Origin of the sequence: Micromonospora sp. DT201 (assembly GCF_049841575.1) — a bacterium.
Taxonomy (GTDB): domain Bacteria; phylum Actinomycetota; class Actinomycetes; order Mycobacteriales; family Micromonosporaceae; genus Micromonospora.
On the sequence record NZ_JBNCKP010000040.1, the window covers coordinates 1,033 to 22,184 of the forward strand.

General features: G+C 73.2%; 15 protein-coding genes and 1 pseudogene. 14 read left to right on the top strand and 2 right to left on the bottom strand.

Annotated elements, in window-relative coordinates; all coding sequences use genetic code 11:
- Nucleotides 1-340: 340 nt before the first annotated feature.
- Nucleotides 341-1,025: pseudogene (locus ACLQ28_RS33740) on the top strand (hypothetical protein); the annotation flags it as partial.
- A gap of 361 nt (nucleotides 1,026-1,386) precedes the next feature.
- On the top strand, nucleotides 1,387-2,418 hold the full coding sequence (locus ACLQ28_RS33745; RefSeq protein WP_425690309.1) for an HAD-IIA family hydrolase: 1,032 nt from the start codon (nucleotides 1,387-1,389) through the stop codon (nucleotides 2,416-2,418).
- 25 nt (nucleotides 2,419-2,443) lie between these two features.
- Here ACLQ28_RS33745 and ACLQ28_RS33750 read toward each other — a convergent pair whose 3' ends face one another.
- Nucleotides 2,444-2,782: an SCP2 sterol-binding domain-containing protein gene (locus ACLQ28_RS33750; RefSeq protein WP_355008437.1), complete on the bottom strand. Its 339-nt coding sequence runs from the start codon at nucleotides 2,780-2,782 to the stop codon at nucleotides 2,444-2,446.
- A 111-nt stretch (nucleotides 2,783-2,893) separates the two neighbouring features.
- Between ACLQ28_RS33750 and ACLQ28_RS33755 the strand changes: the two genes are divergently transcribed.
- The 5 genes from ACLQ28_RS33755 to ACLQ28_RS33775 all read left to right on the top strand — a co-directional run bounded on the left by ACLQ28_RS33755 (nucleotide 2,894) and on the right by ACLQ28_RS33775 (nucleotide 9,611).
- Nucleotides 2,894-3,508 (top strand): phasin family protein, encoded by a 615-nt coding sequence (locus ACLQ28_RS33755; RefSeq protein ID WP_425690310.1) that lies wholly within the window; start codon nucleotides 2,894-2,896, stop codon nucleotides 3,506-3,508.
- Nucleotides 3,505-3,780: a hypothetical protein gene (locus ACLQ28_RS33760; RefSeq protein ID WP_425690311.1), complete on the top strand. Its 276-nt coding sequence runs from the start codon at nucleotides 3,505-3,507 to the stop codon at nucleotides 3,778-3,780. The genes ACLQ28_RS33755 and ACLQ28_RS33760 overlap by 4 nt, the downstream gene beginning before the upstream one ends.
- A gap of 38 nt (nucleotides 3,781-3,818) precedes the next feature.
- Nucleotides 3,819-4,739 carry a TlyA family RNA methyltransferase gene (locus ACLQ28_RS33765; RefSeq protein WP_425690312.1) on the top strand — a complete coding sequence of 307 codons (921 nt, stop codon included), beginning with the start codon at nucleotides 3,819-3,821 and terminating at the stop codon, nucleotides 4,737-4,739.
- Between the two features lie 103 nt (nucleotides 4,740-4,842).
- A complete protein-coding gene (locus ACLQ28_RS33770; RefSeq protein ID WP_425690313.1) occupies nucleotides 4,843-5,727 on the top strand; it encodes an NAD kinase in 885 nt (294 codons plus the stop codon).
- 158 nt (nucleotides 5,728-5,885) lie between these two features.
- On the top strand, nucleotides 5,886-9,611 hold the full coding sequence (locus tag ACLQ28_RS33775) for a S8 family serine peptidase (protein WP_425690314.1): 3,726 nt from the start codon (nucleotides 5,886-5,888) through the stop codon (nucleotides 9,609-9,611).
- Nucleotides 9,612-9,690: 79 nt separating this feature from the next.
- On the opposite strand, the gene ACLQ28_RS33780 is transcribed toward ACLQ28_RS33775, so the two are convergent.
- The gene (locus ACLQ28_RS33780) at nucleotides 9,691-10,710 is read right to left on the bottom strand and encodes a helix-turn-helix domain-containing protein (protein WP_425690315.1); all 1,020 of its coding nucleotides are present in this window, start codon (nucleotides 10,708-10,710) and stop codon (nucleotides 9,691-9,693) included.
- 89 nt (nucleotides 10,711-10,799) lie between these two features.
- Here ACLQ28_RS33780 and recN point away from each other — a divergent pair, with 89 nt between their 5' ends.
- The 7 genes from recN (at nucleotide 10,800) to ACLQ28_RS33815 (ending at nucleotide 21,070) form a co-directional block, all read left to right on the top strand.
- Entirely contained in the window at nucleotides 10,800-12,557 is a 1,758-nt protein-coding gene (gene recN / locus ACLQ28_RS33785; RefSeq protein WP_425690332.1) for a DNA repair protein RecN, read from the top strand.
- Nucleotides 12,558-12,676: 119 nt separating this feature from the next.
- On the top strand, nucleotides 12,677-13,855 hold the full coding sequence (gene steA / locus ACLQ28_RS33790) for a putative cytokinetic ring protein SteA (RefSeq protein ID WP_425690316.1): 1,179 nt from the start codon (nucleotides 12,677-12,679) through the stop codon (nucleotides 13,853-13,855).
- 27 nt (nucleotides 13,856-13,882) lie between these two features.
- Nucleotides 13,883-14,824 carry a copper transporter gene (locus tag ACLQ28_RS33795; RefSeq protein WP_425690317.1) on the top strand — a complete coding sequence of 314 codons (942 nt, stop codon included), beginning with the start codon at nucleotides 13,883-13,885 and terminating at the stop codon, nucleotides 14,822-14,824.
- 79 nt (nucleotides 14,825-14,903) lie between these two features.
- Nucleotides 14,904-15,770 carry a hypothetical protein gene (locus tag ACLQ28_RS33800; protein ID WP_425690318.1) on the top strand — a complete coding sequence of 289 codons (867 nt, stop codon included), beginning with the start codon at nucleotides 14,904-14,906 and terminating at the stop codon, nucleotides 15,768-15,770.
- 1 nt (nucleotide 15,771) lies between these two features.
- Entirely contained in the window at nucleotides 15,772-17,463 is a 1,692-nt protein-coding gene (murJ, locus tag ACLQ28_RS33805) for a murein biosynthesis integral membrane protein MurJ (RefSeq protein WP_425690319.1), read from the top strand.
- Nucleotides 17,460-18,629 carry a glycosyltransferase family 4 protein gene (locus tag ACLQ28_RS33810; RefSeq protein ID WP_425690320.1) on the top strand — a complete coding sequence of 390 codons (1,170 nt, stop codon included), beginning with the start codon at nucleotides 17,460-17,462 and terminating at the stop codon, nucleotides 18,627-18,629. Before murJ ends, ACLQ28_RS33810 begins: the two co-directional genes overlap by 4 nt.
- Nucleotides 18,629-21,070 carry a hypothetical protein gene (locus ACLQ28_RS33815; protein WP_425690333.1) on the top strand — a complete coding sequence of 814 codons (2,442 nt, stop codon included), beginning with the start codon at nucleotides 18,629-18,631 and terminating at the stop codon, nucleotides 21,068-21,070. Before ACLQ28_RS33810 ends, ACLQ28_RS33815 begins: the two co-directional genes overlap by 1 nt.
- Nucleotides 21,071-21,152: the final 82 nt, after the last annotated feature.

Sequence of the window (21,152 nt, forward strand, 5' to 3'; positions counted from 1 at the left end):
TCGTGAGGGTGGCTTCCGTGGCGGTGACCGTCGTGAGGGCGGTTTCCGTGGTGGCGACCGGGACGGCTCCCGGCCGAGCGGGCCGCGCGAGAGCGGCGGCTTCCGGGGTGGCGACCGCGATGGTGGCTACCGTGGCGGCGACCGTTCGGGTGGTTTCCGGACCGACGAGCGGCCGCGTCGCGAGGGTGAGTTCCGGCGTGATGACCGTGCAGGCGGCTCCGAGTCGTTCGAGGGCGGGCGTAGCTCGGCCCCGGCGCTGCCGGACGACATTGTCGCGACCGATCTCGACAAGGACGTTCGCGCTGAGCTGCTCTCGCTGAACAAGCCCGTCGCCGAGACGGTGGCCCGGCACCTCGTCGCCACCGGTCAGCTGATCGACGAGAACCCGGCCGAGGCCCTGGCGCACGCGCTGGCCGCCCGGCGTCTCGCTTCGCGCATCTCCGCCGTCCGTGAAGCGGTCGGTTTGGCTGCGTACCACGCGGGGGAGTGGCAGTCGGCGATCGCCGAGCTGCGCACGTACCATCGGATGAGCGGGCTGCAGAGTCACCTGGCCGTGCTCGCGGACTGTGAGCGGGCTCTCGGTCGGCCGGAGCGGGCCATCGACCTGTTCCGCGGCGCCGACCGGGAGAAGCTGGATCAGGCCGTCGCGATCGAGCTGCTGATCGTCGCCGCTGGTGCTCGGGGTGACCTCGGGCAGAAGGACGCCGCAGTGGCGATGCTTCAGGTCCCGGACCTCACCAGCGAGGCCACCGTGCCGTGGACGGCTCGGTTGCGTTACGCCTACGCCGACGCGCTGCTCGCTGTTGGCCGGCGCGAGGAGGCCCGCGAGTGGTTCTCCCGTGCTGCTGACGTGGACACCGAGGGCGAGACCGACGCCGCCGAGCGGCTGCTGGAACTCGACGGCGTGGTCATCGAGGGTGACGACGAGGACGAGGCCGCCGAGGAGATCGCCGCAGGCCCGGGCGCTCCCGGCGCGGTGCCGGCTCGACCGGACGCCGACCTGGCCGACGGCGACGACGACGACGAAGACGACGAAGACGACGAAGACGACGACGACGACGAAGACGACGACGACGAAGACGACGACGACGACGACGACGACGAAGACGACGACGACGACGACGACGACGACGACGACGAAGACGACGACGACGACGAAGACGACGACCGCGAGGACGAGGACTACGACGACGACGAGGACGCCGGCGCGGCTGGACGTCCTGACGACGACGAGGGCTTCGACGACGAGGACGAGGATCGTCACCCGGACCAGGGCGGCAACGCCGACGCGGACACCACTGCTGAGAGCAGCGTGACGTCCGGCGACGCGGTGAACGCCGACGAGACCGGGCCGGCCCGGGACGACGAGTCGGGGTCGACGCAGAGGTGAACGCAGGCGCGGGGGATCGGCTGGTCGACGGGTACACCCTGGTCGTTTTCGACCTGGACGGGGTGATCTACCTGATCGACCGGCCGATCCCCGGCGCCGTCGAGGCGGTGGCCCGGCTGCACGCCGAGGGACGGGCGGTGGCGTACGCCACCAACAACGCGTCCCGCCGGTCCAGCGAGGTCGCCGATCTGCTGACGGGGATGGGTGTGCCGGCCCGACCGGAGGAGGTTCTCACCTCCGCGGCCGCCTCGGCCGAGCTGCTCCGTGACCGACTGCCCGCTGGCGCGCCGGTGCTGGTGGTCGGTGCGGAGGCGCTGCGCGCGGAGCTGCGTGCGGTCGGCTTGACCCCGGTCACCAAGGCAGACGAGAACCCGGCTGCGGTGGTGCAGGGGTACGGCCCGCAGGTTGGCTGGGCGGAGCTGGCCGAAGCGTCGGTCGCGGTGCGGGCCGGTGCGCTGTGGATCGCCACCAACACCGACCGGACCCTGCCCAGTGGGCGAGGACCACTGCCGGGAAACGGGTCGCTGGTCGCGGTGCTGCGTACGGCGTTGGAGCGCGACCCTGACGTCGTGGTCGGCAAGCCGGAGTCGGCGCTGTTCGAGACCGCCGACCGGCGCAGTGGCGGTGGCCGGAGCCTGGTGGTGGGCGACCGGCTGGACACCGACATCGAGGGTGCCCGCCGCGCTGGACTGGACAGTTTGCTCGTGCTCACCGGCGTCAGCGGCGTTCCGGATCTGCTGGCCGCCGGGCCGCAGCGACGTCCCACGTACGTCGCGAGGGACCTGGCGGGGCTCTTCGACCCGGCTGCCGCCGTGCGTGTCCCGGGCCCTGCGGACGTTGGCGGCTGGTCCGTGACCGACCGCGACGGCACGCTGGAGCTGGCGGGGTCAGGTCGGCCGCTGGACGCGCTGGCCGCGCTCTGTGCGGCGGCCTGGTCAGCACCGGTGCCGACGTTGCCGAAGATCCGCCCGATGGGCGCGGATGCCGCCCACGCTCTGGAGAGCTTCGGTCTGGCTGCTGCTGCGTGATCCGGGTCGACTGACCCGGCGTTCGTCAGAGCAGCTTGCGCAACTTCAGCAGATCGAACGGGTTGGCCTTGATCGACACCCGGCGGGAGGTCACCGCTCCGGTGACGTCGAGGTCGCCGCGGACCAGGGCGAGCAGGTCGTCGCTGGACGTGCTCAGCGCGATCTTGGCCTTGGGGTCGTCGCCGTCGGTCAACTCGACCAGCCGGCCGCCGGTGATCCGGCCGTGGAAGGCAGTGTCCAGGTCGGTGATGCGGCAGGCCAGTGTGCGGTCCAGGTCGATCCGTTCGCGTACTGTCTCAGCGTTGCGGTCCAGCCGGGCGGCCAGCTCTTGCAACGCCTGCCGGCACTCGTCCACGCTGGCCACATCTCCCCCTCGTTGATCGCCACGCCGTCCTCGGCACCGTACCGCACAGGACGGTCCGGGGTGCCCGGTAGCGTGACACCTGCACACCCCGCCCCGTGGAAGGACTCAGGCATGCAGGACGCGTGGCGCGCCTACCTCGAGCTGGCCATGGGCCTTGCGGAGGCGCCGCGGAAGAAGGCCCAGGACGTGGCACGTCGTCTCGTCGGCTCCGGCGGCGCGACCGCCGCTCAACTTCAGGCCCTCGGCGAGGAGTTGGTCACCACCGGCGCCGCCAACCGGGAGGCGCTGACCAAGCTGGTCCGCTTCGAGGTCGACCGGGCCCTCGGCGCGGTCGGTCTGGCCACCGCCGATGAGGTGGCCGAGCTGACCCGGCGGGTGCACGACCTGGAACGGCAGCTACGCGAGGCGCGCGCCGGTGAGCCGGCCAGCGCGCCGACCACCGCCGAGCCGGCCCACGCGCCGGCCGTCGGCCCGACGGAGCAAGCCGACCCGACCGCCGCCGCGCAGCCCGGCACCGGTCTCGTGCCGTCCGACGCCTCGGCGGGTGCCCCGGTGGCTAAGAAGGTCGTCGCGAAGAAAGCCGTGGCGAAGAAGGCGGTCGCGAAGAAGGCCATCGCGAAGAAGCCGCCGGCGACAATCAGCCGGACCGACGACGATGCCCCGACACCAGCGGCCATGCCCGCCAAGAAGGCGGTCCGCAAGCAGCCGCCGGACGACGCCGAATGAGCCGGCCCGGTCCGCCGGCTGGCGGGTCGTTCACCGCCCGGCCCGGTCCGCCGACTGGCGGGTCGTACGCCGCTCGGCCCGGCCCTGCGGTGAGTGCCCGGCCTGGGCCGCTGCCAGACGTCGGGGACGATGAGGCGCGGCACCCGGCGGTGGACGCCGCCGTGCAGGCCATGGCCAACGCGGCGACGTTGGCCCCGGCCGACCAGATCGCGCAGTACGAGGCGGCCTACGAGACGCTGCGGGAAACCCTCGCCACCATCGACCAGACCTGAGCGCAACGATCAGGCCTGAGCAGACCGGAGAACCACCCATGGCACGTCGCAACCGGCTGGACGCCGAACTCGTCCGCCGCGGTCTGGCCCGCTCCCGGGAGCAGGCTGCCGCGTTGGTGGAGGCCGGCCGGGTCAAGCTGCGCGGGGTTCCCGCACGCAAGGCCGCCGCGATGGTCGATCCTGCCGATCCGTTGCTGGTGACTGGTGCCGACCCGACCGAGGAGTACGTCTCCCGGGGTGGGCACAAGCTCGCGGGCGCGCTGAGCGCGTTCGGGCCCGGTGGGCTGCACGTCGCCGGACGGCGCTGTCTGGACGCTGGAGCGTCGACTGGTGGCTTCACCGACGTGCTGCTGCGCGCCGACGCCGCCGAGGTGGTGGCCGTGGACGTCGGCTACGGGCAGCTCGCCTGGTCGCTGCGTACGGATGAGCGGGTCCGTGTCCTGGAGCGCACCAATGTCCGTACCCTCGATCCTGATGTGATCGGTGGTCCGGTCGACCTGACGGTGGCCGACCTGTCGTTCATCTCGCTGCGGCTGGTGCTGCCGGCGCTGGCCGCCTGCACCCGCGTCGACGGTGACCTGGCGTTGATGGTGAAGCCGCAGTTCGAGGTCGGCAAGGACCGGGTCGGTGCCGGTGGCGTGGTCCGTGATCCGGAGTTGCGTGCCGAAGCGGTGCTCGACGTGGCGGCGGCTGCCGCGCAGCTCGGCCTCGGGCTGGCCGATGTGGCGGCCAGCCCGCTGCCAGGGCCGAGCGGCAACGTGGAGTTCTTCGTATGGTTGCGCCGGGGCGCACCACCGGCCGACCCGCAGCGGGTGCGGGCGGTGGTGGCGGCCGGGCCGGACGGCCCGACCAGGACCGGTGACGGGCCGGATGGCCCGACCAGGACCGGTGACGGGCCGGATGGCCCGACCAGGACCGGTGACGTGCCGGACGTGGCGGCGGAGGAGGTCGCAGGGTGAACGCGTGCAGCGAGGGCACCGCGGTGGTTCGCAGGAGGACACGCGGCCGTGCCGGGGCGACGGTGGCGCGACGCCGCCCGGTCCTGAACGGGCGGGTGGCCCGATGAGCCGGACGGCGCTGCTGGTGACCCACACCGGCCGTCGGCGCAGCACCGAGCATGCCCGGTCGGTCGCCGCCGACCTGATCGCCGCGGGTTTCGAGGTGCGGGTGGTCGCCGACGAGGCCGACGACCTCGACCTGCCCGGGGTGGTGCCGGTCGCCGGTCCGCAGGCCGCCGAGGGCGCCGAGATCGTCTTCGCGCTCGGTGGGGACGGCACCTTCCTGCGCGCCGCCGAGCTGGCCCGGCCGGCGAAGGCGCCGCTGCTCGGCATCAACCTCGGCAAGGTGGGCTTCCTGGCCGAGGCGGAGATCGACGACCTGGACATCGCGGTCCGTGACGTCGTGGATCGCCACTACACCGTTCACGAGCGGCTCACCCTGGACGTCACCGCCGAGTTCGACGGTGGGCCCACCATCGAGTCGTGGGCGCTCAATGAGATCAGCATCGAGAAGGGCGAGCGGGCGCAGATGCTCGAGCTGCTCGTCGACGTCGACGGTCGGCCCCTGTCCCGCTACGGGTGTGACGGCGTCGTCTGCGCGACCCCCACCGGCTCCACCGCGTACGCGTTCTCCGGTGGCGGTCCGGTGGTCTGGCCGGAGGTGGAGGCGCTGCTGTTGGTGCCGATCAGCGCGCACGCGTTGTTCAGCCGCCCGTTGGTCACCGCCCCGACGTCCACCTTCGTGATCACCGTCGACCCGTTCACCACCCTCGCCGTGCTCTCCTGCGACGGGCGGCGCGTCTACGACCTCCCACCGGGGGCCCGGGTGACGGTGCGTCGGGGTGCTCTGCCGGTGCGCATCGTGCGGCTGCGGGCCCGCCCGTTCACCGACCGGCTGGTCGCCAAGTTCGACCTTCCCGTGCACGGGTGGCGCGGCAGCCGCCGGTGATCGGGTGGCACACCGTCGGTGGTCGTCCGTTGTCCACCTGACGACATGTCGCCGCTGCGGCGGCTGGCGACTAGTGACCTGGTGACCGGCTCCGTCGCAGACTCCGATCGGCCCGCATCCACGGATGGCGGGCCTACAGGAGTAGAGGAGCACATCGCATGCACTGGTCCCCACGCTGGCTCGCCGTCGGCGCGGTCGGCGCGTTGGTGGTCGGCCTCGCCGCACCGGCGTCCGCCGATCCGCCGGCCCGGCCCACCGAGCCGCACTCGGGCACGCCCGCCGCGGGCGTCGCGCCCGTCCGCATCACCCTGATCACCGGCGACCAGGTCGACCTGGTCCAGGCCGCGCCCGGCCGGGTCACCGCCAGCGTCCGGCGCGGCCCGGGTCGGGAGCGGATCACCTTCCAGACCGTGGAGGTCGACGGCAAGCTGCGGGTGCTGCCCAGCGACGTCATGCCGTACCTCTCCGCGGGGGTGCTCGACGCCAACCTGTTCGACGTGCAGGAGTTGGTCGCCGACGGGTTCGGCGACGCCGCGCAGGGCGCGTTGCCGCTGATCGTCCGCTATCAGGAGCCGGCCGCCGGTCGGGTCAAGGCGCTCACCGGCGCCACCGACACCCGGCCGTTGGAGAGCATCAACGGCGCGGCGCTGCGGGTCGGCAAGAGTGACCTCGGTGGACTGTGGACGTCGCTGCGCGGTACGAGCGGGCAGCGTGTCGCCGCCGGTGCGCCGGCCACGCTCGGCGCGGGTGTCGCCCGGATCTGGCTGGACGGGAAGGTCCGCCCGACGCTGGAGCACAGCGTGCCGCAGATCGGCGCCCCGGCGGCCTGGGCGGCCGGCCGGGACGGTACCGGCGTGAAGGTGGCCGTGCTCGACACCGGCGTCGACGCGACCCACCCCGACCTGGCCGGGCGGATCGCCGAGGCACGGGACTTCTCCGGTGTCGGTAGCACCCGTGACGGGAACGGCCACGGCACCCACGTGGCGTCCACCATCGCCGGCAGTGGCGCGGCGTCCGGTGGTCTGCGGAAGGGCGTCGCTCCCGGGGCGCAGCTGCTGATCGGCAAGGTGCTCGACGATGGTGGTTCGGGCTCCGACTCGGCCATCATCGCGGGGATGGAGTGGGCCGCCCACTCCGGTGCGAGGGTGGTCAGCATGAGCCTCGGCGGGTCTGCGACCGACGGCACCGACCCGATGAGCCAGGCGGTCAACGAGTTGACCGCCGAGACCGGGACGTTGTTCGTGGTCGCGGCCGGTAACGAGGGCGCGGCGCATACCGTCGGGGCACCCGGCGCGGCCGCTGCGGCGCTGACCGTCGGCGCGGTGGACCGCGACGACAACCTGGCGTCGTTCTCGAGTCGGGGCCCGCGGCTCGGTGACAACGGTCTGAAGCCAGAGATCACCGCGCCCGGTGTCGGCATCATCGCCGCGCGGGCTGCCGGCACCGCCATGGGTACGCCGGTGGACGACGCCTACACGAGCGCGAACGGCACCTCGATGGCCACCCCGCACGTGTCCGGAGCGGCGGCGATCCTCGCCCAGGAGCACCCCGACTGGACCGCCGGCATGCTCAAGGACGCGCTGGTCAGCACCACGAAGGCGAACCCGGCGCTGACCGTGTTCGAGCAGGGCGGCGGTCGGGTCGATGTGGCTCGGGCGCTCAGCCAGCGGGTGTACTCCTCCGGGACCGCCGACTTCGGGCGGCTCAGCACCGATGGCGCGGCGGCCGAGCGGAGCGTGGCGTACACCAATGGCACCGCGGCCGCGCAGACCCTGCGGCTGGCCCTGGAGTTGCGCAACCTGGACACCGGCGCGGCCGAGGTCGACGGTGTCTCGGTCGGCAGCGGCGAGGTGAGCGTGCCGGCCGGCGGTAGCGTCGCTGTTGCGCTGCGAGCGGACCCGGCGAAGTTGGACCGGGGTCTGCACAGCGGGTGGCTGGTAGCGACTGGCGCGGACGGTGTGGCGGTGCGCACGGCGGTCGCCCTGACCCTCAGCGGTCCGCTGCACACCGTGACCGTGCGGGCGGTGGACATGCAGGGGCAGCCGGGCTTCGCGTCGGTGCTCACCCTTTTCGGTGAGAATCCCGAATCCGACTGGCTCGGCTGGGTCGGCGGTGAGGTGCAACTGCAGGTCGAGGAGGGCCCGTACCTGCTCGAGGCGTTGATCGAGCACGGCGCTCCGCTGGATGAGCAGGAGACCCTGGTCACCGACCCGGAGTTGCTGGTCGACCGGGACGTCACGGTGGTGCTCGACCCGCGCAAGGGCACTCCGGTGCGGATCGAGACGCCGAAGCCCTCCGAGCAGCAGGCGACGATCAGCTTCTACGAGCACCGGATCTTCGGCAACGGCCGGCAGGTCGACCACGGGGTGATGACCTTCAGCACCGTCCAGCAGCTCAACGTCACGCCGACCCGCCCGGTGCGCGAGGGCGAGTTCGAGTTCTCGTCGCGTTGGCAGTTGGTCGCGCCGATGGTGGACGCGAAGATCAGTGGGGTGTCCGGTCCGCTGGACATCAACCTGATGGGTTACTCGCCGGCGCCGTCGGACCGGCGGAAGCTGCCGCTGGTCTGGGCCGGCACCGGCACCCCCGGGGAGCTTGCCCGGGTGCGTGGCGCCGCGGCGCTGCTGACCACCAGCCCGGACGCCTCGGAGGAGGAGCAGATCGCGGCGGCGGCCGCCGCCGGTGCGAAGACGGTGCTGATCGTTCGGCCGGCCGACCAGAGCGCGTGGACGTCCTGGACGCCGTTGGGTGACCGGCTGCCGATCCCGGCGATGGCGGTGGCGTACGACGACGGGCAGAAGGTGATCGCGGCGGCCAAGCGTGGTCGTACGACGTTGGACCTGACGTTGACCGTCGAGAGCCCGTACCTGTACGACGTGTGGCAGGTCTCGAAGGGTCGGATCCCGGAGCGGATCACGCACAAGGTCACCGCGCAGAACACCGCCGAGGTGACCGCCCACTACGGGGGTGTCGGCGGTGAGTGGGCCACCGAGCAGCGCTTTGGTTGGCGTCCGTGGCAGGAGGCATCCTGGAACGACAACCAGCGGTTGGTGCGTGCCGGCAGCACCCGGCAGGAGTTCGTCAGCGCCGACGACTCCTGGTGGCAGCACCGGGTCCTGCACAAGATCACGTTCATGCCTGATGGGCAGTTGACCGGTGGTCTGGCCGAGCAGCCCCGGCGGTACTCCGGTGCCGACCGGGTGAGCGAGACCTGGCACGCCCCGGTGATCCGGCCGGCCGTGCCGGCCGGCGGCGGGGCGCCGGTGCCCACGCGTACGAAGGACACGCTGGACGTGCGGGTGGCGGAGTTCGTCGACGCCGAGGGTCACTACAGCGTGGCCGGCGCCAGCGAGGAGCCGGACACCGTCGAGGCTCGGCTCAGCCGCAACGGGCAGCAGATCGCCGACCTGTCCAGCGGGTGGGCTCCGGTGCCCACCACCGGAGACAAGGCCCGCTACCGGCTGGACCTGACCACGCGGCGATCCTCGTCGGAGTGGCGCTACGCCACCCAGACCGACACGGCCTGGGAGTTCACGTCGGCTCGACCGGCGGGCGACGCCGCGACGCCGTTGTCGCTGCTGCAGGTCGACTACCGGGTGCCGGCCGACCTGCTCGGCACGGTACGCGGCAACCGGCCGCACGAGCTGGGAGTGACCCTGCGTCAGCCGGCCGGGGTGCCCGCGCCGACCGGCACCAGCGTTCGGGTGCAGGTCTCCTTCGATGGGGGCGTCACCTGGCGGAACGCGCCGACGAAGGGGTCGGGTACCCGTTACACGGCCACCGTGCCGGCGGGGCATGGAACGGTGTCGCTGCGGGTGCACGCCGCCGACCGGGCCGGGAACGTCGTCGACCAGACGGTGCTTGCGGCGTACGGACTGCGCTGACCTGTGCAGGGCGGGGCGGCTGAGCCGTCCCGCCCGCCCGGGTAGGGTCCGCCGTCGGCCGACGGCGGACCCTTCGGCGTCAGAGCCAGCCGCGTCGGGCGACCTGGAACGCCAGCCCAGGCCGGGTGTCGACACCGGCGGCGGCCATCAGGTCGGCGATGCGCCGTTGGACGGTCCGCCGGCTCACCCCGAGCTGGGAGGCGATGGATTTGTCCGGTACGCCGGCCACGAACAGCGACAGCAGCCGCGCCCCGTCGGCGTCCGGTTGGTAACCGTCGCGCGGATGGTCCTCGGGGTCCGGCTGTCGGCCCTCGGTCGCCGCGACGGCGAGGGGGTCGTCGAGCCGCAACCGGGTGGCCACCCGCCAGTGGCTGTCGAAGAGGGCGAGCAGTGCGTCGAGCAGCTGACTGCGGCCGATCACGGCGGCGCTCGGTTCACCGCCGTCGCGGTCGGGCACCAACGGGCAGATGGCGATGCGGGCGTCCACGATGGCCAGTCGGACCGGTAGCCGGTCGAGGACGCGGGCCTGCTCGCCGGCGGCGACCCCTTTGGCGAGGTCGGCCAACGCGCCCGGCTCCAGCAGCAGGTCACGCTCGTAGATGGCCCGGTAGCTCACTCCGCGGGCCAGCGCGTCGAACTCCTCGACGTTCTCCGGGCCGGCCATGGCGAGGGGGTTGGCCCGACAGAACCACAGCACCTCGGTACGCGCCGAATTCTGCAGATCGCGCAGACGGTCCCGGAGCACCCGGGCGCCGGTGATCACCTCCACGAGGTGGTCGACGTCGTGCCGCCGCAGCCCGGACCGGTACTCCTCGGCCAGTTGGGTGACCCGTCGGCGGGCGGCCTCCAGGTCCTCCTGCCGACGCAGCAGCGTCGCGCCGAGTGCGACGTCCGGGGCGGTCGGACGCAGCGGCGCGTTCGGATCGTTGTCGGTGAGCTGCACCAGGCCCTTGGCGCGCAGCGCCTCGACCTGGGCGACGACCTGCTCACGGGGTCGGTCCAGGCGGCGGACCAGCTCGTCGATGCGGGCCGTGGTGAGCTGAAGCAGGCAGCGGTAGAGCTCCTCCTCAGCCGTTGTCAGGCCGATCACGTCCAACACGGGGCAGAACCTTACGTCGGCCGGGTGCCGGCCGCGCCCGGGCCCGTCGGCTGGTCAACTGTCGGGCCTCGCGTCTACTGTCGGTGGCTGTGCTGGAAGAGCTGCGCATCACTGGACTCGGCGTCATCGACGACACCACGCTGCCGTTGACCGGCGGCATGAACGTCATCACCGGCGAGACCGGTGCGGGCAAGACGATGGTGGTGACCGGCCTCGGTCTGCTCTTCGGCGGCCGGGCCGACGCCGGGCGGGTCCGGGCCCAACCCGGCCGGGCGGTGGTGGAGGGGCGGTTGCGCCTGCACGGGCGGGTCGCCGACGTCGTGCACGCGCGGATCATCGAGGCTGGCGGCGAGCCCGACGAGGACGGCACGGTGCTGCTGAGCCGCACGGTGACGGTGGAGGGGCGGTCACGCGCCCACGTTGGCGGCCGGAGCATGCCGGTGTCGATGCTCGGTGAGGTCGGCGAGCAGGCGGTCGCTGTGCACGGCCAGTCCGACCAGCTGCGGCTGCTGCGCCCGGCCGAGCAGCGGGCCGCCCTGGACCGGTTCGCCGGCCCCGGGCACGAGAAGTTGCTCGACGCGCTGCGCGAGGCGTACACGGGGTGGCGGCGGATCGTCGACGACCTGGCCGACCGGCGACGCAACGCCCGCGAGCGCAGCCAGGAGGCCGACCTGCTGCGGCTTGGCCTCGACGAGATCACCCGGGTCGATCCGCAGCCCGGTGAGGATGACGAGCTGAAGACCGAGGCGCAGCGGCTGGAGCACGCCGAGGGGCTGCGGACGGCCGCGCAGATCGCGCAGCAGTGCGTGGCGGGCGGTGCGGAGGCCGCCGACGAGACACCCGACGCGGCGGCGCTGCTGGGCACCGCCCGGCGGACGTTGGAGGCGCAGTCCGGCACCGACCCGGCGCTGGGTGAGCTGGCGGCCCGCCTGGAGGAGGCGGCCACCCTGGTGACCGACGTGTCGGCGGAGCTGTCGGCGTACCTGGCGACGCTCGACGCGGACCCGGCCCGGTTGCAGCACGTCTACGAGCGGCGGGCGGCGTTGCGCGCGTTGACCCGCAAGTACGCCGACGACGTCGACGGGGTGATCGCCTGGGCCGATCGGGCGCGCACCCGACTGTCCGACCTGGACACGTCCGACGATCTGCTCGACGAGTTGGAGCGCGACGGTCAGCGGCTCGCCGTCGAGGTGGCCGACCTGGCCGGGCGGGTGTCGGCCTCCCGGCAGGAGGCGGCGATCCGTTTCGCCGACCAGGTCACCGTCGAGCTGGCCGGTCTGGCCATGCCCCACGCGCGGATCGAGGTGGCGGTGCTGCCCCGCCCGGCTGGGCGCGCCGAGCCGACGCTGGCGGTCAACGGCGTTGAGGTGGGTGTCACACCGGACGGCGGTGACGAGGTGGAGCTGCGGTTGCTGGCCCACCCGGGAGCGCCGTCGTTGCCGTTGCAGCGCGGTGCCTCCGGCGGTGAGTTGTCCCGGGTGATGCTCGCCATCGAGGTGGTCTTCGCCGGCTCGGGTGGCCCGCCCACCTTGGTCTTCGACGAGGTCGACGCGGGTGTCGGCGGTCAGGCGGCGGTGGAGATCGGTCGGCGGCTGGCCCGGCTGGCCCGCAGCCACCAGGTGTTGGTCGTCACACACCTGCCGCAGGTGGCCGCGTTCGCCGACCGGCACCTGGTGGTGGCGAAGGACACTGGCGGGGCGGTGACGACCAGTGGGGTGCGGGTCGTGGAGGACACCGAGCGGGCGCGGGAGTTGGCACGCATGCTGGCGGGTTTGCCCGATTCGGATCTGGGTATCGCCCATGCCGAGGAGCTTCTGGCTGTGGCCGCCAAGGAAAGGCGGCTGTGACGCCGCGTATTGTGAGCGCAAGCACAACGGCTTGTGCCGACGTGTGCTTCCCTGGGTAGGCGGCCCTGCTCAGGCATGTCGCGACAGAAAAGCCTGCCTCACATGCCAGGATGGTCACGATGCGTCTACCCACGTTGCGCCGGAACCGGAACTCCGAACCGGGCACAGTCCTCGGCACCGCGCGCCTTGATCGCCGGACGAAACGGCTGGTCGGTCGGCTGCGCCCTGGTGACATCGCGGTCATCGACCACGTCGACCTGGACCGGGTGGCGGCCGATTCGCTTGTCGCTGTCGGTGTCGCGGCGGTGCTCAACGCGAAGCCCTCGGTGTCCGGCCGTTACCCGAACCTCGGCCCGGAGGTGTTGATCGCCGCCGGCATTCCGCTCCTCGACGACCTGGGGGAGGGCGTCTTCGAGCAGGTCCGCGAGGGCGACCAGGTGCGCATCGAGGGCAACACGGTCTTCGCCGGCGACGAGCCGGTGGCCCACGGCAGCCTGCAGGACACCGAGTCGGTCGCCAAGGCCATGGCCGACGCCCGGGAGGGTCTGTCGGTGCAGTTGGAGGCGTTCGCCGCCAACACGATGGACTACCTCCGCCAGGAGCGCGACCTGCTGCTCGACGGTGTGGGCGTGCCGGACATCGAGACCCAGATGCAGGGTCGGCACTGCCTGATCGTCGTACGCGGCTACGACTACAAGGCCGACCTGGACGTGCTGCGCCCGTACATCCGGGAGTTCAAGCCGGTGCTCATCGGTGTCGACGGCGGCGCGGACGCGCTGGTCGAAGCCGGATACACCCCAGACATGATCATCGGGGACATGGATTCGGTCACCGATGACGTGCTGCGCTGCGGCGCCGAGGTGATCGTGCACGCGTACCCGGACGGGCGGGCCCCCGGCCTGCCCCGGGTCAACGGCCTCGGCGTCCCGGCGATCACCTTCCCGGCCGCGGCGACCAGCGAGGACCTGGCCATGCTGCTCGCCGACGAGAAGGGCGCGTCGCTGCTGGTCGCGGTCGGCACCCACGCCACGCTCGTCGAATTCCTGGACAAGGGTCGCGGCGGGATGGCCTCGACGTTCCTGACCCGGCTGAAGGTCGGCGGCAAGCTGGTCGACGCCAAGGGTGTGAGCCGGCTCTACCGGCAGAGCATCTCCGGTTCGTCGCTGCTGTTGCTGGTGCTGTCGGCGATCGCGGCGATGGCGTCCGCGGTGGCCGTCTCGACCGTCGGGAAGGCGTACCTGGGCGTGGTCGCCGAGTGGTGGGACAATTTCGTGTTCCAGCTGTACCGGCTCTTCTAGTTCCCGACCGATCAAGAGGCTGCAAGCGTGATCAACTTCCGCTACCACGTGGTGTCCCTCACCGCGGTCTTCCTAGCTCTGGCGATCGGCCTGGTGGTCGGCACGGCCGCCCTCAACGGCCCGGTCGCCGATTCGCTCGAGGGACAGGTCACCGGGCTGCGTAAGGACAACCAGTACTGGCGCCAGCAGGTCAACAACATGGAGAAGCAGCTCGGGCTGGAGGAGGAGTTCGCCGAGGAGATCTCCCAGGTCGTCCTCCCCGGCACCCTGACCGGGCGGCGCGTGCTGGTGCTCACCCTGCCGAACGGGCGCGACCACACCGAGGGTGTGCTCAAGAAGCTCCAGCAGGCCGGCGCGACCGTCACCGGCCGGGTCGACCTACAGGACAAACTCATCAACCCGGACAACAACTCCAACCTGCTGGAGTTGGCCGTCACCGCCGCCCGCCCGACGGCGCAGACCACCGGCCTGCCCGGCAACGGGCACGGTGTGGAGACCTCCAGCGCCCTGCTGGCTAGCGTCCTGCTCGACCGGGCTCAGGGCACCGCGCCGGTCAGCGACGCCGACCGGCGGGCGGTGCTCGCCGCGTACAACAACGCCGGTTACCTGACCACCGACAACAACAAGGTCACCGGCTCGGCGGAGGCGGTCGTCGTGGTCAGCGGTCAGCCGTATGTCGACAAGGACTCCGAGAAGCGCGACGAGTCGGTCGTCAAGATCGCCGAGCAGTTCGACCGCACCGGGTCGATCGTGGTGGCCGGCAACGGCTCCGCCGGTGGCAACCTGGTGGCCGTGGTCCGCGGTGACCCGGTGCTCGCCCAGACCATCTCCACGGTCGACAACGCCAACACCGTCCAGGGTCAGCTGGTCACCAGCCTCGCTCTGGTGCAGCAACTCACCGAGAAGAAGGCCGGCCAGTACGGCGTCGGCGACAACGCTCCGTCCCTGCTGCCTAGACTGCCCCAGTGAGCGAACGACGTACCCCCGTGTCCGTAACCGACGAGGCGACGCGTGCGCGAGCGCACCTGAGGCACACCAGGGCGGCGGCGTGAGGACGCTGGGCCGGCTGCTGCTCGCCGGTGCCGGCGCCGCAGCAGCCCGGTACGCGCTGCGCGAGGTGCGTACCTCCCCGGTCGGGCCCACGCTGCAGCGCACCAACTTCCGCGGCCGCACGGTGACCCTCGCCGCAGGTCCGGCGCTCGCCGCCGGTGCGGCCGCCGCCGGCGCCTTCGGTGCCACCAGTGGCGCAGCCGGTGGGGCCGCCCTGGTCGCCGGCCTGGGTGCCGGTGGCGTCGGCCTGTACGACGACGTGGTCGGCGCCCGGCCGGCGCAGAAGACGGCCAAGGGCTTCGCCGGCCACCTCGCCGCACTGCGCGAAGGGCGGATCACCGCAGGCCTCGTCAAGATCGTCGGGGTGGGTGCTGCCGGGCTGGGTGCCGCCGCGCTGCTCGCCGCCGACCCCCGGGTCGCCGCGCACCCGCGCCGGCAGCGTCACGGATCCGTTGGCCGGGGCGTCGACGTGCTGCTCGGCGCCGGCGTCATCGCCGGCACGGCCAACCTGCTCAACCTGCTCGACCTGCGGCCCGGCCGGGCCATCAAGTCCGGGCTGCTGCTCGCCGCGCCGCTGACCGGCGGGCCGCACGGCGGGATCGCCGCCGGTGCGGCCGGAGCCGCCGCCGGCCTGCTCCGCGACGACCTGGCCGAGGACGTGATGCTCGGCGACAGCGGCGCGAACGCCCTCGGGGCGCTGCTCGGCGTCGCGCTCGCCGCCCGCACCGGCCCGCTCGGCCGGGCCGGTCTGCTCGCCGTGCTCGCCGGCCTCACCGCCACCAGCGAGAAGGTCAGCTTCACCTCGGTGATCCAGCGGACCCCGGGGCTGCGCGAGCTCGACGCACTGGGCCGACGCGCCGACTGACGTGAGCAAACCGGCACCCCTCGCCGGCGCCGGCCGGCTGGCCGGGGCAGCCGCGCTCATCGCCGTCCTCACCATCGCCAGCCGGCTCGCCGGCTTCGGCCGTACCGCCGTGTTCACCCTGGGCCTGGGGCACACCGACCTTGGCAACACCTACGTGGTGGCCAACGCCGTGCCGAACTTCATCTTCGAGATCGTCGCCGGGGGAGCGCTGGCCAGCCTGGTCGTACCGCTGCTCGCCGGTGCGGTCGCGGCGGGCGACCGGAGCGCCGTCGCCCGGACCACCGGGGCGCTGCTGACCTGGACGCTGGCCCTGCTGGTCCCGCTCGCGCTGCTCGTGGTGGTCGCCGCCGGGCCGGTGATCGGGCTGCTCGGCGACGGGTTGACCGCCGCCCAGCAGCAGAGCGGCGTACGGATGCTGCGGGTCTTCGCGCCGCAACTGCCGCTGTACGGGGTCGGCATCGTGCTCACCGGCGTGCTCCAGGCACACCGCCGCTTCGCCTGGCCGGTGCTCGCCCCGTTGCTGTCCAGCCTCACCGTGATCGTCGTCTACCTGGGGTTCGCCGCGACGCAGGGCCGGGACGCCACCGTTGCCGGGGTGAGCCGCGGTGGCGAATTGCTGCTCTCCGGCGGCACCACCCTCGGTGTGGTGGTGCTGTCGCTGTCGCTGCTGATCCCGGTCGGCCGGCTACACCTCGGGTTGCGGCCCAGGTTCGGGTTCCCCACCGACGCGCGGGCCCGGGTCGGCGGGTTGGCGGTGGCGGGCGCGGTCACCGTCACCGCTCAGCAGATCGCCCTGATCGTCAGCCTGAACCAGGTCACGCACGGCGCGGCGACCAATCCCGCCGTCTACAACCTGGCGCAGACCGTCTACCTGTTGCCGTGGGCGGTGCTGGCGGTGCCGCTGGCCATCGCGGCCTACCCGACCCTGGCGGCGGCGCGCGCCGCCGGTGACGACAACACCTACCGGGCGACCCTGGCACCGGCCGTTCGCGGGGTGCTGCTGTTCAGTTGCCTCGGCACGGCCGCGTTGATCGGGACCGCCGGCCCGGTCGGGCACTTCTTCTTCTCCGAGTCCACCGCCTCGACCACCGCCGCCGCCGCGATCATCGGGTACGCGCCGGGCCTGGTCGGCTACGGCCTGTTCGCGGTGCTCACCCGGGCGCTCTACGCCCGGGGGGAGACCCGGGCGGCGACGGTCGCGACCGCCATCGGTTTCCTGGTGGTGCCGGCAGTCGTCCGGCTGTTCGGTGCGCTGTTGCCGGTGCGGGATCGGGTGTTCGCGGTGACGTCGGCCAACTCGGTGGGGATGCTGGTGCTCGGTGCGTTGCTGATCGTGGCGGTGGTGCGCAGCGCCGGCCGTCCGGCTCTGGCTGGCGCGGCACGGGCCGGAGCGGCCGGTGGCCTCGCCGGTGTGCTCGCCGCGCTCGCCGGTCTGGGCCTCACCCGATGGCTCGCCGCGCCGGGTGACGGCACCCCGACGATGGCGGCGGCACTCGGTCAGGGCATGCTGTCCGGGGTTCTGGTCGGGGCGGTGTTCCTCGCCGTGGTCTGGTTCGTCGACCGGCGGGACGTAGCGCCACTGCTCGCCGGGGTGGTGCGGCGTCTGCGTCGGCGAGGGCCATCCGGCGGCGCGCCGACGCCCGCTGCGGGCTCCCCGGAGCGGGGCGACGGGAAGGAGACTGCGACTCGATGAGCGAGGCAAGTCTGCCGGCCGGCTGGTCGGGCACCGTCGCGTTGTTGCTCGCGTCCAGCACCGGCGGTGTCGGTCAGCACGTCCGCTCGGTGGCTCGTGGCCTTGTCGCGGGCGGTGCCACAGTCGTGGTCTGCGGGCCCGCGGCAACTCAGGAGCAGTTCGACTTCGTCAGTGTCGGTGCCCGTTTCGAGCCGGTGGAGATCCCGGCCAGCCCGACCCCGGCCGACGCCCGGGCGGTGCTCGCCCTGCGTCGGGTGCTCACCGCCGCCCGCGTCGACGTCGTGCACGCGCACGGCCTGCGTGCCGGGTTGGTCGCGGTGCTGGCCCGTCCCGCCGCCCCGCTGATCGTCACCTGGCACAACGCGGTGCTCGCGGGCGGATTGCGGGGCGGGGTGTCCCGGCTCGTGGAACGAGTGGTGGCCCGGGGTGTCCGGGTGGCCCTCGGTGCCTCCGCGGACCTGGTGCAACGGGCTGCCGCGCTGGGTGCCGCCGACGCCCGGCTCGCCCCGGTCGCCGCGCCGACACTGCCGGCGCCGCATCGGCGGCCGGCAGCGGTACGCGCCGAGTTCGGCGTACGCCCGGACCAGCCGTTGATCGTCTCGGTCGGCCGTCTGCACCCGCAGAAACGGTACGACGTGCTGATCGATGCGGCGGCCCGCTGGCGTACGCGTACCCCGCCGCCGGTCGTGGTGATCGCCGGTAGTGGGCCGGCCTACCTGCCGCTGGCAGCCCGGACGTCGGCGGCTCGCGCCCCGGTGACCCTGCTGGGGCACCGCACCGACGTGGCGGATCTGCTCGCCGGCGCTGACCTGGCGGTGGTGACCAGCGATTGGGAGGCCCGGCAGCTCTTCGCGCAGGAGGCGCTGCGCGCCGGCGTACCGCTGGTGGCCACCGCGGTTGGTGGGCTGCCGGAGTTGGTCGGCGACGCTGCCAGGCTGGTCCCCGCCGGCGATGTGGACGCTGTCGACGCGGCGGTGTGCGCGTTGCTGGACGATCCGGCGGCCCGGGCCGAGTTGGGCCGCCGTGGTGCTGAACGGGCGGCGACGTGGCCGACCGAGACGGACACCGTGGCCGCGCTGGCCGCCCTCTACGCCGAGGTGGCCACGGGCGGCACCGGCCCGGCGGCCGCCCCGGACTCCGACGCCCCGAGAACGGGACACCGGTGATGTTGCGCCGAATCGCCCCCGCCCTGTTGACCGTGCTCGTGGTGGTGCTGGGCGTCACCGCGCTGGCCGCCCGCCCACCGCGGGGCGTCCCGCAACGCACCGCCGACTTCGTGGTGCTCGCCGGGGTCGCAGGGCTGCGCTGGGAGGACGTGGATCCGCAGAGCACGCCGACGTTGTGGCGGATGGCCCAGGAAGGGTCGATCGGCTCGTTGTCGGTGCGTTCCGCGCACCGACCCACCTGCCCGGTGGACGGCTGGCTGACCTTGGGCGCGGGCAGCTTCGCCGCGTGGAACGGCAGCCGGTCGGTCGATGGGTGCCCACCGGCCGGGGTGGTGGTGGAACAACCCGACGGCATCGGCGCGAACCTGCCCGAGCAGGAGAGCGTGGTGCAGTACAACCAGCAGCGCCTGTCCTGGGGTGCCCTGCCCGGATCGCTGTCGGAGTCGGTCCGCTGCTCCGTCGCCGTCGGCCCGGGTGCGGCCGTGGCGGCAGCCCGACCGTTCGGCCGCGTCGACCGGTACGCGTCGGCGCTGCCAGCCGACCCGAAGGTGCTGCTCGGTTCGTGCATCCTGAGCATCGTCGACCTCGGCACGGTCGAGGGGACCGACCCGGCGGCCCGCGCCGAGGAGGCCCGAGCGGCGGACGCCCAACTGGCCCGGGTGCTGGCCGCGCGGCCACCGCGGTCGCTGGTGCTGGTCGCGGGGATCTCCGATACCGCCCAGTCGTCGCGGCTGCACGTGGCGGTCGCCGACGGGCCGGGCTGGGAGCGGGGGTGGCTCACCTCGGCCAGCACCGGCCGGGACGGGTACCTGCAACTTGTCGACCTCGCGCCGACCGCTCTGGCGGCGCTGGGCCGGCCGATGCCGGAGCGACTCTTCCTCGGCCGGCCGGCGATCAGCACCGGCGGTCGACCGGCAGACCTGGTTGACGCGATCAACGCCCCGGTGGACGCCGATCGGGAGGCATCCGCCCAGCGGACCATCTCCGGCAGGTTCTTCACGCTGCTCGCCGCTGTGCAGGTGTTGCTGGCGCTGGCCATTCTGCCGCTGTTGCGGCGGGCCCGCCCGCACGCCGGGCCGGCCGGCCCGACCCCCGTCTCCGGGCGGATCGTGGCAGTGGTGGAGCTGCTGCTGGTCGCCGCGGCGTTGACGATCCCGGCGGCGCTGCTCGCCGACGCGGTGCCCTGGTGGCGTGGCGGGCACCCCGGATGGATCTTCGCCGGGGTCACCGCGCTGCTGGTGGCCGCCGGCACCGCGGCGGTGCGGTTTGCCCCCGGGTACGCGCGCACCCTCGGCCCGATGGGCGCGGTGGCCGGCCTCACCACACTTGTCGTCGGCCTGGACGTGCTCACCGGGGCCAGCCTCCAGCTCAACGGCGTGGTGGGCTACTCCGCGTTGCAGGGTGGCCGCTACGCCGGGCTGAGCACGGTGGGGCTGGGAGTGCTCCTGGCGGGCGCGTTGCTCACCGGGGGCTGGCTCGCCCAGCGGGTGCACCGTGGTTGGCGGCCGGCGGTGATGGTGGCCGTGGGTGGCCTCGCCGTGGTGGTGGTCGGCAGCCCGTACCTGGGTGCCGACCCGGTCGGTGCGATCGCGCTCACCGCCGGGGTGAGCGTCGCCGCCGTGATCAGCGCCGGCGGCTGGTTGACGGTCAGCCGGCTGGCGTGGGCGACGATGGCCGCCCTGGCGGTCGGCATCGGCTTCGCCGTGGTGGATCTGCGTCGTTCGGCGGCGGAGCGGGGCAGCCTGGGTCGGTTCCTCTCGGCGCTCGGCGACGGCACCGGCGGGTTTACCGTGCACCGATCGAGCGCGGAGAATTTCGAGACGTTGGTCAACAGCCCGCTGACCGTGCTGGCGCTGGCCGGTGGGTTGTTGGTGTGGTTCGCCCTGTTGCAGCCGTGGGGTGGGCTGATGCGGTTGTTCGGCATCTACCCGGCGGTCCGGGCCGCGTTGGCCGGCACCGTGGTCGCCGCGGTGCTCGGTGGTGTGCTCGACGGTGCGGCGTTGGACGTGATGGGCGCTGCCGCCGCGTTGGTGGTGCCGATGGCCGCCCTGGCGTCGCTGCGGGTCCTCGGGCACGCCGCCGACCGGACCCGGCCGGTCGGGGCCCGCTCCCGCGCGGACGGTGCCGACGACGACTCGGGGTCCGGCGGGGTTGGCCCGGCCGCTGGGGATGATGGCCCGACCGGTGGTGGTGGGCCGCTGGGCGCGGTCCACCCCCGGCCGATGAGCGAACCGCCCGCAGGCGCACCACCGGCGGACACACCGGTCGACCCCGCCGCCGCCGGCCCGGAGGGGCCGAGCGACCCGGAGGGGCCGGCTGCGGGCGGGTCGACCGACTCGGCGGGGCCGACCGCGAGTGGACCGGCGCTGGACACTGCGCGGGCAGTGCCCGTGCCGCCACGGCAGGCCACCCGGTCATCGACCGAGGTTGCCGCTTCCTGAGCGCCGGACCTCTTCCGGATGGCCCGCTGGTGTCGCAGCCGGGGTGCGGCCTGCGGGTACCCGTCCGGGAGGTGTTACCGTC

Bases quoted from the DNA above. Each gene is read 5' to 3' on its own strand.
- ACLQ28_RS33755 (WP_425690310.1), top strand. From the start codon at position 2,894: ATGCAGGACGCGTGGCGCGCCTACCTCGAGCTGGCCATGGGCCTTGCG.
- ACLQ28_RS33760 (WP_425690311.1), top strand. From the start codon at position 3,505: ATGAGCCGGCCCGGTCCGCCGGCTGGCGGGTCGTTCACCGCCCGGCCC.
- ACLQ28_RS33815 (WP_425690333.1), top strand. From the start codon at position 18,629: ATGTTGCGCCGAATCGCCCCCGCCCTGTTGACCGTGCTCGTGGTGGTG.
- ACLQ28_RS33810 (WP_425690320.1), top strand. From the start codon at position 17,460: ATGAGCGAGGCAAGTCTGCCGGCCGGCTGGTCGGGCACCGTCGCGTTG.
- steA (WP_425690316.1), top strand. From the start codon at position 12,677: ATGCGTCTACCCACGTTGCGCCGGAACCGGAACTCCGAACCGGGCACA.
- ACLQ28_RS33775 (WP_425690314.1), top strand. From the start codon at position 5,886: ATGCACTGGTCCCCACGCTGGCTCGCCGTCGGCGCGGTCGGCGCGTTG.
- ACLQ28_RS33770 (WP_425690313.1), top strand. From the start codon at position 4,843: ATGAGCCGGACGGCGCTGCTGGTGACCCACACCGGCCGTCGGCGCAGC.
- ACLQ28_RS33765 (WP_425690312.1), top strand. From the start codon at position 3,819: ATGGCACGTCGCAACCGGCTGGACGCCGAACTCGTCCGCCGCGGTCTG.